The organism is Neobacillus jeddahensis (assembly GCF_000612625.1).
Lineage (GTDB): Bacteria > Bacillota > Bacilli > Bacillales > Cytobacillaceae > Neobacillus > Neobacillus jeddahensis.
Genome location: NZ_CCAS010000023.1, coordinates 1 through 12,440, shown reverse-complemented (window position 1 = coordinate 12,440; position 12,440 = coordinate 1). Strand labels below are relative to the sequence as shown.

The 12,440-nt window shown below is 38.1% G+C and carries 12 protein-coding genes; 4 read left to right on the top strand and 8 right to left on the bottom strand.

Going from position 1 to position 12,440, the window contains the following annotated elements; translation table 11 throughout:
• Nucleotides 1-52 precede the first annotated feature (52 nt).
• On the bottom strand, nt 53-775 hold the full coding sequence (locus TY15_RS11870) for an alpha/beta fold hydrolase (protein ID WP_040204524.1): 723 nt from the start codon (nt 773-775) through the stop codon (nt 53-55).
• A gap of 184 nt (nt 776-959) precedes the next feature.
• On the opposite strand from TY15_RS11870, the gene TY15_RS11865 reads away from it, so the two are divergent.
• On the top strand, nt 960-1,145 hold the full coding sequence (locus TY15_RS11865; protein ID WP_040204523.1) for a YjzD family protein: 186 nt from the start codon (nt 960-962) through the stop codon (nt 1,143-1,145).
• Between the two features lie 117 nt (nt 1,146-1,262).
• Here TY15_RS11865 and clpB read toward each other — a convergent pair whose 3' ends face one another.
• Complete coding sequence (gene clpB / locus TY15_RS11860) at nt 1,263-3,857, bottom strand: ATP-dependent chaperone ClpB (protein WP_040204522.1); 2,595 nt, start codon at nt 3,855-3,857, stop codon at nt 1,263-1,265.
• Between the two features lie 124 nt (nt 3,858-3,981).
• A complete protein-coding gene (locus TY15_RS11855) occupies nt 3,982-4,161 on the bottom strand; it encodes a YjzC family protein (protein ID WP_040204520.1) in 180 nt (59 codons plus the stop codon).
• 271 nt (nt 4,162-4,432) lie between these two features.
• On the opposite strand from TY15_RS11855, the gene TY15_RS11850 reads away from it, so the two are divergent.
• Nucleotides 4,433-5,125: a Crp/Fnr family transcriptional regulator gene (locus TY15_RS11850; RefSeq protein WP_040204518.1), complete on the top strand. Its 693-nt coding sequence runs from the start codon at nt 4,433-4,435 to the stop codon at nt 5,123-5,125.
• 51 nt (nt 5,126-5,176) lie between these two features.
• Here the strand turns inward: TY15_RS11850 and TY15_RS11845 are convergent, their stop codons facing one another.
• From TY15_RS11845 to TY15_RS11835, 3 genes are all read right to left on the bottom strand, one after another.
• Complete coding sequence (locus TY15_RS11845; protein WP_040204517.1) at nt 5,177-5,905, bottom strand: YwiC-like family protein; 729 nt, start codon at nt 5,903-5,905, stop codon at nt 5,177-5,179.
• Nucleotides 5,906-6,024: 119 nt separating this feature from the next.
• Entirely contained in the window at nt 6,025-6,561 is a 537-nt protein-coding gene (gene mobB, locus TY15_RS11840; protein WP_052353765.1) for a molybdopterin-guanine dinucleotide biosynthesis protein B, read from the bottom strand.
• Complete coding sequence (locus TY15_RS11835) at nt 6,549-7,814, bottom strand: molybdopterin molybdotransferase MoeA (protein WP_040204581.1); 1,266 nt, start codon at nt 7,812-7,814, stop codon at nt 6,549-6,551. The genes mobB and TY15_RS11835 overlap by 13 nt, the downstream gene beginning before the upstream one ends.
• A 230-nt stretch (nt 7,815-8,044) precedes the next feature.
• Between TY15_RS11835 and ric the strand changes: the two genes are divergently transcribed.
• Nucleotides 8,045-8,740, top strand: a complete 696-nt coding sequence (gene ric / locus TY15_RS11830; protein WP_040204515.1) for an iron-sulfur cluster repair di-iron protein — start codon at nt 8,045-8,047, stop codon at nt 8,738-8,740.
• Between the two features lie 73 nt (nt 8,741-8,813).
• Here ric and moaA read toward each other — a convergent pair whose 3' ends face one another.
• Nucleotides 8,814-9,830, bottom strand: coding sequence for a GTP 3',8-cyclase MoaA (moaA, locus tag TY15_RS11825; RefSeq protein ID WP_040204513.1), 1,017 nt, complete (start codon nt 9,828-9,830; stop codon nt 8,814-8,816).
• 345 nt (nt 9,831-10,175) lie between these two features.
• Between moaA and TY15_RS11820 the strand changes: the two genes are divergently transcribed.
• A complete protein-coding gene (locus TY15_RS11820) occupies nt 10,176-10,874 on the top strand; it encodes a Crp/Fnr family transcriptional regulator (RefSeq protein WP_040204511.1) in 699 nt (232 codons plus the stop codon).
• A gap of 55 nt (nt 10,875-10,929) precedes the next feature.
• Here the strand turns inward: TY15_RS11820 and TY15_RS11815 are convergent, their stop codons facing one another.
• Entirely contained in the window at nt 10,930-12,066 is a 1,137-nt protein-coding gene (locus tag TY15_RS11815) for a TIGR04053 family radical SAM/SPASM domain-containing protein (protein WP_040204509.1), read from the bottom strand.
• Nucleotides 12,067-12,440: the final 374 nt, after the last annotated feature.

Sequence of the window (12,440 nt, the reverse complement as noted above, 5' to 3'; positions counted from 1 at the left end):
GCATCCTATGCAGTTTGCAAGGAATTTATTTCTTAATGGGGAGGAGCTAGCCTTACAAGAGTGTTTCATGATTGTTAAAAAACTTAATAAATATTTTTCCAAGCTGTGGTTTTTTTTCTGGAAGTATATAGGTTGGATTAATTTCAGAGGGCTTGATGATTTGCTGGTATAATTTTGATTGAGTATACGATTTTCCACCGGACAAGACTTGAATGATTTTAACTGGACAGTCGAACTCAAGATGAACAAAATCATTCATGCTAAAAATAGTGCTTTCAATGGTTTTTTGGTCCATTTTATGTGCTAATGACAATTCCTTTATTAATTTTTTATAAAAGAATTTGTGTTCCTTTTCCTGTTCAAGATGATGTTTTATGGAAAGGATTGGATTTAAGAGAATGACTGACCTAATCCGATCCTTCATTTTATCCATTAACCTTAATGCCACTAGTGCACCCATTCCCTCAGCTAAGATATGAATTTTATTATTAAGGATTTCACTACGGATCACATGATGATATAACCTTTGAGCAAGCTCAATAGCACTTTCACTACCCCAGTTTCGCCCATAGAGATTTGAGGAAAAAATGGTGTACCCTGCCGCTTTAAGTTGGTTGATAATGGCAAGCTTTCCTTCATTTTGTGTCCAAAAGCATTTACTTTCATCGACAAAATGTCGTTCATCGCCAATAATTAAGATTCCAAATCCTGTAGGCTTTTCGGGGTAATGAATGATATTCCATTGGGTATCCATTTGAAAATTGCGATTTTCCATCGGTAAATCTCCTTTTACATATTTCCTCAAATTATTGTATGCGACTTCACAATAGATGAAAGGGAGTTTGCCCATTTTATGCTAAACTAGGAAAACTTAAATCAGAAATTGATTTTATCTATATTTTTTTTTCTCCGTATGGTAGTATTAAAATTAATGTAAAATAGTTAAGAGGTGAAAAATAGTGCGATTCTTTTGGACTTTTTTCTGGTCATTTCTTTTAGTGCAAATGCTTACATATGTTGTTAGTTCAATGACTCCTGGCGCAGAATTTGAATTTATCCCTGGTGCTATTGTTTCTGTGGGCGTAACCATTTTGATTTTCATTGCTTCGGCAGTCATTCCTAATGAACCAGTTAGCAAACACTAATATTATCTAAAAAAGGTCGTCCAGACATGGATGACCTTTTTTATAATACAGAATTTATAGGTTTCGACTTCGAGAATGGCACAGCACCAGGCAGCCTTCTTGTGCATTTCTTATCGTTTACTGTACTTGTAATGACACTTCACCATCTTTTATGATTATATCGACCCTCGACTGATCATGGACCCGACCTGCAATGATCTCACGAGCCAGTTTCGTTTCAATATTTCGTTGAATATACCGTTTTAACGGTCTAGCCCCATAGATTGGATCAAATCCATTTACTGAAATAAATTCCTTTGCCTCCTCGCTAATGGTAATAGCAATTTGCTGCTGCTGAAGTCGATGTTGCAATTCTTGCATCATCTTAACAACGATATTTTTAATTTCCTCTAATGATAACGACTTAAAAAGGATCGTTTCATCAATACGATTTAAAAATTCCGGACGGAAATGGGCTCTTAATTGGCTCAAGACTTTTTCTCTTGTTCCTTCAGATATCTCTATTTCATTCTCATTTCGTTCTAATAAGAATTGGGAGCCAATGTTAGAGGTCATGATGATGACTGTGTTTTTAAAGTCGACGACTCGACCTTGTGAATCAGTTATTCTCCCATCATCAAGAGCTTGTAAAAGAATATTAAACACTTCTGGATGCGCCTTTTCGATTTCATCCATTAGAATAACAGAATAAGGTCTCCTTCTGACTGCTTCCGTAAGCTGCCCGCCTTCCTCATAGCCAACATAGCCTGGGGGTGCGCCAATTAAACGGGAAACGGCGTGTTTTTCCATATATTCAGACATATCAATTCGAATAATCTGTTCCTCACTGTCAAACAATGACTCCGCCAATGCTTTTGCCAGCTCTGTCTTCCCTACACCTGTTGGTCCTAAAAATAGAAAGGAACCAATCGGCCGGTTAGGATCTTTTATACCTGCCCGTGCACGAAGTACAGCATCTGCCACCAAGTTGACTGCTTCATTTTGTCCGATGACTCTTTCGTGTAAAATGGATTCCAATCTTAATAGCTTCTCTCTTTCCCCCTCAACTAGTTTTGAGAGTGGAATACCAGTCCATCTAGAAACGATATTCGAAATTTCTTCTCCTGTGACCTCTTCGCGAAGCAGGCGCTCATCCTTTTCTGCACGCTCTTCTAATTCTTTTAATTCCTTTTCCTCAATGGGAATTCGTCCATGTCGTAGTTCGGCAGCTCGGTTTAAGTCATATTGATCTTCCGCCTGTTGAAGCTCGCGGCGAAGCTTTTCAAGCTGTTCTCTTTTCTCCTGCAATTTCTGTATGCTTTGTTTCTCTTGAAGCCATTTAGCTTTCATTATATTCGCCTGTTCTTTTAAATCTGCGAGTTCTTTTAAAAGTGCGTGAAGACGCAATTTACTGCCTTCGTCGCTTTCTTTTCTCAAGGCAGCTTCTTCAATTTCAAGTTGCATGACTCTTCTGGTCACTTCATCTAGTTCAGTAGGCATGGAATCAATCTCAGTTCGTATCATGGCACATGCTTCATCCACAAGATCAATCGCTTTATCGGGTAAAAATCGATCTGTAATATACCGATCCGATAAAGTAGCAGCTGCGACTAATGCGTGATCATGAATCTTCACCCCATGAAATACTTCAAATCGTTCTTTTAGCCCCCTTAATATTGAAATCGTATCAGTAACTGTTGGCTCTTGGACAAGTACCTGCTGAAATCTCCGTTCAAGCGCAGGGTCCTTTTCGATATATTTGCGATGTTCATCAAGTGTTGTCGCCCCAATACAATGTAGTTCCCCACGTGCAAGCATTGGCTTTAACATATTGCCCGCATCCATCGCACCTTCAGTTTTGCCTGCCCCAACAATAGTATGAATTTCATCAATGAACAATAATATTTGCCCGTTGCTTTTTTTTATTTCATTTAATACAGCCTTAAGTCTTTCTTCAAATTCGCCTCTAAATTTTGCCCCAGCAATTAAAGCACTCATATCTAGCGAGAACACTGTTTTGTCCTTTAATCCTTCAGGGACATCCTTCCTGACAATCCTTTGTGCCAGTCCTTCGACAATGGCCGTTTTCCCAACGCCAGGTTCACCAATTAGGACGGGATTATTCTTTGTCTTTCTCGATAATATCCGGATCACATTGCGGATTTCTGTATCCCGTCCAATGACCGGATCCACTTTACCTGCTTTCACTTCCGCCACCAGGTCTCTCCCATATTTTTTAAGAGCATCATACCCAGCTTCTGGATTTTGTGATGTCACTCTTTGATTCCCCCTTATTTCTTTTATGGCATTCAAAATATTTTCCGGAGTTCGCCCATATGATTGGATAATTTTTTTCATTTCTGCATCACGTGCATACACTGCAGCTAATAACACATGTTCAACTGAAATGTACTCATCGGAAAATTTAGCTGCAAACTCCTCCGCACTTACTAATAACTTTTGCAGCTTAGCGGTAATATAAAGTTTTCCTTGTTCCGCACCACTTCCTGTAACCTGGGGTTTTTTAGTCAATATACCATAAAGGTTTTTCTTCACGCTCTCAGCTGACATGCCTGCTTTTTCTAAAATAGCTGCAATCAAACTGTCCTCTTGCTCGATTAATGCTAGGAATAAATGGGGTTCATCTATCTCTTGATGATTTTCTTTTATCGCCAAGGTCTGAGCATCCATTATCGCTTTTTGTAAACGTTCGGTCATTCGATTTAAGTCCATTTTTTCTTCACTCCTCCTTTGACCTTCTTTGACCTATTTACTATTATTATAAATCAATCTGAACACTTAAGTAAAATTTAGAACAGAAGAAAAGCCATCAAAAGATGACTTTTTTTATCCATTATTATGGTTTTCGTTGATATGTCCAAACGCGTTCATCATTTGATGTCTCAGGGAATGGATCCCCTGCTTTAAGCCGAATCTTTTTCGGGTTGTTGACCGGACTTCCTGTGTCACCTACCTCAACATAGATACCATTGTTAGGTGCTTTTTTACCTGATTTAAATTGATGATTTTGCCCCATTCTTATCCCTCCTTTTTTCTTCACTTTTATTATTTCCTTTTCTGAGTTGGTCATTATAGGAATATCTTTCAAATTCACCATGAGTCGACATTATTTCCAAAGAAATAATCGAATCATGCTTGGAATTTTGACGATTGTATGAACTTATTACACAATTATTGCTAATTATTCTTCGTTAACAATATAATTATAGTATTATCTAGAATATCCAGCCTTGACTTGCATGTGATTTTTTTAATATCAATTCGTACCTTTAAAGGTGGTTAGTAGTATGCAGTCAGTAAAAGAAATGCCAGTGACATTGTCCCATCTCTTTGATACTGTTCACCATATAAAGAAAATCAAAAAAGGAACTTTTCTTTTTCAGGAAGGTTCGCAAGCAGATGAAATGTATATCGTTCAAAGCGGAATTCTTCAAATTAGTAAAATCATTCCGGATGGACGGGAACTTACACTGAGAATGTGTTCCCAAGGTGATTTTGTTGGTGAATTAAATTTATTTTCTCCTTCCTCTCGATATTTATTAACCGCACGTGTTGTTGAAAGCGGTGAAGTTGCCGTCATTATGAAGGATGTATTAGAGGAAAAACTTTCTCAAAATCTCGCGCTTTCATTTGAATTCATTAAATGGATGAGCCAACAATTCCGAAAAACACAGACTAAGTTTCGTGACTTAGTCCTTCATGGAAAAAAAGGGGCCTTGTATTCCACTTTAATCCGCATAAGTAATAGTTATGGGATTAAAACAAATCAAGGTGTTTTAGTTGAATTGCCCTTAACGAATCAAGAATTAGCAAATTTTTGCGGTACATCACGAGAGGTCGTCAATCGTTTACTAAGTGAACTAAGAAGGTCAGGAATTATTTCAATCGAAAAAAGTACAATTACCATTCATGATTTAGAGTATCTAAAAAGAGAAATTGATTGTGAGGAATGTCCCATCGAAATATGTAAGGTGGATTAAAGGCGGCAACCTGATCATTAATAAAAAAATCGGTCATGACGACCGATTTTTTTATCTTAAGAAGATGATCTGTATGGTGGTGATGATAAAGAATATAGCTGAATTGATAATTTCATAAATCCCAATTTGTTTTGGAGTTAACTTTTTTCCATAAAATAAAATTGCTCGCAGTAAACTCGGAATATAGGCAAGTGCAACAATCCAAAAACCACTAAAAAACCAAGCCGCAACTAATAATAGATGATAAGCCCAAGAAATCCACTTGAATTTTGAATTCTTCCTTTCCCTAATCATCGATTTCACATAAAACGTACAGCCGGTAAAATAGAGGACTGATGGAACGAATATGAAAATAATCGTCTCTAATGTGAGAAACCCCTGGCCTAGATAACTACTCGCCAACCCTGCCAGGGAAAACGCGATAATTGCGCTCATATCATTTATAAATGCCCTGTCTTGATTTTTGGCTGTATAAAATGCATTTATCATAAAAAACGGAAGCATTAACAGTCCGTAAAGAACGATAGCTGGCCTTACCAAGAGTGGGAATAGTAACAACAATAAAGCAGGAACCATATAAATAATGGTCCACTTTGTATAAAAGCTTATTTTTTTCCTTTTAAATAATAGGAGCATGGGATAAGTAGCTAAATATAAGAAAAGCCAGCCGATAAAAAACGGGAAATGCTGCCATAAAAGGCCTCCATCGATCATTCCGAGCAAAAATGGGATGATTAGCATTGCCCAAGCACCATGTTGTTTCGGTAAAAATAACTTCATCTCTCTCACTCCTTTTTCCTGCTTATCCCTAATATAAGCTAGCATTTCGGAAAAATAAGTGAGACACATCACATTTAGAAAAAGAAGGTTTACACCTTCTTAAAATTGTCAAATATGATTCAATTTGAATGAATTTGCTCTTGAATGTATTCAGATATCCAACTAAGCAATCTTTCATCACTTATAGGAAAAATTGGCACAGTAAGCTTTGCCGTAACAAGATCCTTTATCTCTTCATTCCAGTAGCCAACGACAGCCAGATGGCTAACCTTATCAAGTAACGAAACATCTTTACCCTCTCTTAATAAGAGCAGTTTAGGATAAGCTCCCTGCTTGTAGCCTTCAATCAAAATAACATCAGGATTGAAAAATTCCAATAATTCCATTTGATGCTCAAGACTATAATGACCATTGTCGGCCTGAAGGATTAACCTGCCCTCTCCTTCCACAATGGAAGCAGTAGCACCAGATGCTAGATGTTTAACTGAATCCTTTTGCAATAAGCTATCCGGCTTTCCTCCATGTCCATGATGTTTGATGGTGACTATTTTCAATTCCCTTGCAGTAAGAGTTTCAATTAACTTGGTAGTGAATGTTGTTTTCCCACTATTTTGATATCCAACTATCTGAAAAATAAACGGTTTTACCAAGGCCACTCACTACCCGATTGATCCTCCAATAACAGGACTTCCACTTCATTTCCTGCTTCAAAGCCTCTAGTCCCTCCAGGAAGAATTACTAAGGAATTAGCCCCTGCAAGGCTCATAATAATATTGGACTTATCCAAACCGCTCGGTGTTGCCCTCAGCCTCCCCTGATGAATGAACGTGGAACTGCGGACGAACCTTGTGAAGGGATTGGCTTTTGGGAAGTCAACTTCAAGCAGAGCCGTTTCTTTCCTTAAATGTGGCTGTTTGGAAAACAGCATCGTACGGATAATCGGACGGGCAAACAATTCAAAACCGACATAACAAGCTGACGGATTGCCCGAAAGTCCAAATAAGATCTTCCCATTGTGCTGTGCCACTGTTGTCACGCTACCAGGTCTCATCGCAACCTTATTAAATAAAACCTCTGCGCCAAGTTTCTCATAAATAGCCGGAAGGTAATCAAAGTCCCCAACAGAAACACCGCCCGTTGTAATTAACAAATCTACTTTATTTAATGCCTGCTTAACAGCTTCAAAGCAGGTATCAAACTCGTCTGGAAGTTTTCCAAAGTATTGAACAGTCCCCCCCGCTCTCACAATTTGGGACGCAATCATATGGGAATTACTATTGCGAATTTTTCCAGGAACTAATTCTTCCCCCACTTCTAAAAGCTCTGTTCCGGTTGCAAACAAGCCAACAATTGGTTTTTCGGCGACTGGAACATATTCATAACCAAATGTTGCAAGCATTGCTTGGATCCCTGGATTAATTAAAGTTCCTTTTCCAACTAAGACTTCACCCTTTTTAGCATCCTCACCTGCAAAAGAGACATTTTCACCTTTGTTAAAGCGTCGCTTAATCGACATATAAGGGAAGCCATCCTTTTCAAAGTCTTGCGCGACTTCAAACATTACCACAGCATCTGTTCCTTCAGGCATCATGGCACCTGTCATAATTCTTACAGTTTGATATGGACCAACCATTTTCGTTGAAACCATTCCTGCTCCAATGTGATCAATTACTTGAAATTCCACAGGATTAGCTTGAGAGGCCCCTTGACTATCGATCGATCTTATCGCAAAGCCATCATACGGTGCCCGATCAAAATGGGGCACATTGCTCGTTGCAACTAAGTCCTCTGATAAAAAACGACCGTAGCTTTCATTTATCGATACATGTTCAGTTACACCTTGTATTTGATGTTCCATTATTCTTTTGACTGCTTCCCCAATCGGAATCGGTTTTCTTCTTTCTAACAACATCATCAGCTCCTGCCAAATACGGTAAGTTTTTCACCTATGTAGTAAATTAAAAAGCTAATATTCATTATAAGCATAATGAAACCTTACTTACATATCAAATGTCACAAATTTAGATAAAATTTAAAATCATAGTGATGGTGTGATGCAGGTCACCAAATTTTTTTTAGTTATCTAGTATGCTTAGGTCAGAAATTAATTACTCTACTCACTTTAAGGAGGACATATTCATGACATTTCATATAACAGCAAATTCATTAGTTAAAGATATCGTAAACGAATTACCTAAAACAAGTGACGTATTCAAAAAAAATCGGATTGATTTCTGCTGTGGTGGAAACATCCCATTATCACAAGCAGTTGATCAAAACGGACTAAACCTTGATTCATTATTAGCAGAATTAAAAGAGGTATTTGATCGATATGAAAATACGGAAAAAGATGTTGAAGTTTGGACTGAATCTGATTCCACTACCATCATTGATCATGTGATTACCAATTACCATCGTGCATCTGAAGAAGAATTAACGATGCTTAGCCCGTATGTTACAAAAGTATCACGAGTTCATGGTGACAACCATCCAGAGCTTGTAAAAATGAATGAGCTCTTCTATGAATTCAAAAAAGAACTACTTGAGCATATGGCAAAAGAAGAAGCAGTTGTATTCCCATTAATTAAGCAACTTGCTGATGGAACTGTCGCTAACCGTGAAGAAGCCATTGCGATGATCGTTGAGCTTGAAAAGGAACATGATCATGCAGGTGATATTTTACGACAAATCCGCGAGGTAACCTCTGACTTCCAACTTCCGCTTGATGCTTGCGGTACGTATCGATTAGTTTATGCTCGTTTAGAAGCCTTAGAAGGATTAACCTTTATGCATGTTCATCTTGAAAATAATATTTTATTCCCAAGATATATGTAATCATCTAAAATAGCCCACTTACAAAAGTGGGTTATTTTATTGCAGAAAAAAACTCTCTTGCAATAAGAGAGTTTTAACCACCAATATAAGACATTTCAATTTTTTTACGATTTTTAGTGGTTTCAGCGGTTCTTTCGTCCGAATAACGGTCATCCCGCCCATTCCAAATGGTGGTGATCCGTTCAGCAATTTGCTCATCGGTTGCCCCATTTCTCATGAAGTTCCGGATATCATGACCATTTCCATTGAATAAACAGGTAAAGATTTGACCATTAGCTGACAGGCGTGACCGAGTACAGCTAGAACAGAAGGATTCAGAAACGGAAGTAATAAACCCTACATTAACATCCTTATCTTTATAACGATAAAGCTTCGCCACTTCTCCATAATAGGCAGGATCGACCGGTTCAAGCTCAAAATGTTCTTTTAACATATGATAGATCTGTTTCTTTGTCACAACATCATCCATTTTCCAACCATTTGTGGAACCAACATCCATGAATTCAATATAGCGCAATTCTAAGTCATTATTTTTACAGTATTCCGCCATTGGAATGATTTCTGAATCATTCAGGCCCTTTTTAACCACCATATTAATTTTCACTCCGAGACCGGCCTGCTTGGCTGCCTCAATCCCGTCTAGCACAGGTCCAGTACCGACACCACGTCCATTAATTTTTCCAAACAATTCATCGTTTAGAGTATCCAGACTGACATTCACTCTCTTGAGACCAGCGGCTTTTAAGTCTTTCGCTAATTTGGGAAGGAGAACACCATTAGTGGTTAACCCTATATCGGCTAATCCCTCAATAGCTGACAGTTTTTTTACTAACAGCGGCATATCTTTACGCAGGAGAGGCTCTCCACCCGTTAAACGAATTTTTTCCACACCTAAACTAACAAATATTTTCCCAAGACGCTCAATTTCTTCGTAGGTGAGCAAAGCACTTCTCGGAAGAAATTCAAAGTCTGGTCCAAATTGATCAGCTGGCATACAGTACTGACACCGAAAATTACAGCGATCTATAACGGAAATTCTTAAGTCATGCAATGGTCTATTTAATTTATCTTTAATAATGGTTTTTTCCATTAATATCAACTCCATTATTTTAAAAGAAGCTATTTTTCATAAGTGTATCAGGATTTCGCAAAAAAAACTGTTACTTTATTCACTATTAATATACTTTTTAGTGTCATTTCAATCTTAACAGATGTTTTCATTTGAATAAACGCTTTATTTTGGAAATTATTTTCCAGTTACCATCAGGACTAGTATAATTAAGGGAATATTCGTAACGTAAAAAAATCCTTTTATGTTTTCACTATATTGTCATTGTTTACTTCGTTCATTCGGCTTTTCTTGCGCTAAAATGGTGTTAACACCTGACAAAAGGGTAAGTTGGATCGTTTATAAAAAGACTTAGAGGTGAATCGGATGACAGCAACCATGAAATCAACTCATTCCATTGAAATAAAAGAATTACTTAAATTTGCAGATCGGAAATTCAGAAGTGAAAGAGGAACCTATTTATTTCAAGAAGGAATGGTGGCAGAGGAACTTTACATTATCATTTCTGGTAAAATTCAAATCAGTAAAATTACCTCAGACGGTCGTGAACTGTCTTTAAGAATATGCGGAGCAAATGATATTTGTGGAGAACTAACTCTTTTCACCGACAATCCCAGATATTTATTAAGTGCCAAGGTCCTCGAAGAAGGAGAAATAGTCGCGATTAAAAAAGATATTCTTGAGAGTGAGATTTTTCAAAACAGTAAGTTAGCATTTGAATTCATGAAGTGGATGAGTGATCATTTTCGGAAAACCCAAACAAAATTCCGCGATCTTGTCTTAAATGGAAAACGCGGTGCCCTATTTTCTACACTTATTCGAATGTCAAATAGCTATGGAATTCAAAAAAATCATGAAATATTGATTGACCTGCCCTTAACCAATCAAGAACTTGCAAACTTCTGTGGCACTTCTCGTGAAAGTACCAATCGCATCCTTAGTGACCTAAAACGTGATAAGATTATCACAATGAAAAAAGGAAAGATTTCCATTTTGGATCTGCAATACTTAAAAGATGAAATTGGCTGTGAAAATTGCTCTGCCGTCTACTGTAATATCGAATAGAATCGGAATTCTTACTAACAAGGCTGCCTTACATTTTGAGGCAGCCTAGATGCTATTACCATCTTATATTGTTAGGCTTGCTTTCTCTTAATGCTTTAGGAATATACACACAGAATGGTTCACTCTCAAGGTAATCTCCCGTCATGGCATAGGCTCTTGACCTTGAACCACCACATACATAACGGAATTCACAGACACCACATTTCCCTTTAAATTCATCAGGGGTTCTTAACGCTTTAAAGATATGGGATTCACGATAAATTTCCGCCAATGGGGTTTCCCGAACATTCCCTGCCTTAACGGGTAAAAGTCCGCTTGGATAGACATCGCCTATATGTGAAATGAACACAAAACCATTCCCATCATTTACGCCCTTTGGAGCACGACCAAGTCCATCAATGGAACCCGTTAGACCTTTTTCTGTTAAGGCACTTAAATAATCGATTTCATCAGTCTGTGCCTTTGCTTCACGCATTTTTTGCTGGATCACTACGCGTCGATAATGCATCGCCTCAGTCGTTTTAATATCAAAGGGAACCCGCTTACTAAGGTCATAGAGCCATCGTAAAACCTTTTCATGTTCAACAGGTGAGATCATATCCGAAACCTGTCCTCTTCCCGTTGGAACTAAGAAAAATACGCTCCACAGCACACACTGTAAATCCTCCACCATCTTAGCCATCTCTTCCAGATATTCGACATTATATCTAGAAATAACCGTATTAATCTGCACAGGAATTTCCAACTCATGCAAATATTTAATCCGTTCCATGGTCAAATCGAAGGATCCTGCTGTTCCACGGAAATGGTCATGAATTTCTGCAGAAGGTCCGTCAATACTAAACGCCCAGCGAGATAGACCTACCTCTTTTGCTTTTTGCATCGCCTCTTTCGTTACATTTGGCGTAGCACTTGGGGTCATTGAAACGCGAACGCCCTTTTCCACTGCATATTTAGCAATATCAAAAATATCTTCCCTCATTAGTGGGTCCCCACCAGTAAAAACGAGGATTGGATTATTCATATCAAATATTTGATCAATTAAATGTTTACCTTCTTCAAACGATAATTCGCGTGGATCTCTTGCGTATTGTGCATCTGCACGGCAATGCAGACATTTTAATTGGCACGCACGTGTAAGCTCCCAAATAACAATAAACGGATCTTTATTAAAATCTCGATTAAAAGACAATTGAAACGCCTCCCCAAACGGCCATTCCATCCTTCAACAGCCTTATTAATCTGTATTATAAAGGTGTTTATGTTTGAAAAAAGTGAACTTGCTCACATATCAAAAGGGAAATATGTCGAAATTATTACACTCAGATTAAGAAAAACCGGGCAAAAACCGCCCGGTCCTTTTTGGTTTGGCTCTGTCAACTAGTCTGTTGATTTCCGCTCCAGGTGCTTGCTTTCCGGGGGGGCGTTCGCCGAGCCTCCTCGTCGCAAGCTCCTGCGGGGTCTCGCCTGTAACGCTAATCCCCCAGGAGTCAAGCACCTTCCGCTCCAATCAACAGAGTGTTAAAAATCAATCTTGAGCTTTAATGTTATGTGAATATCCGATAA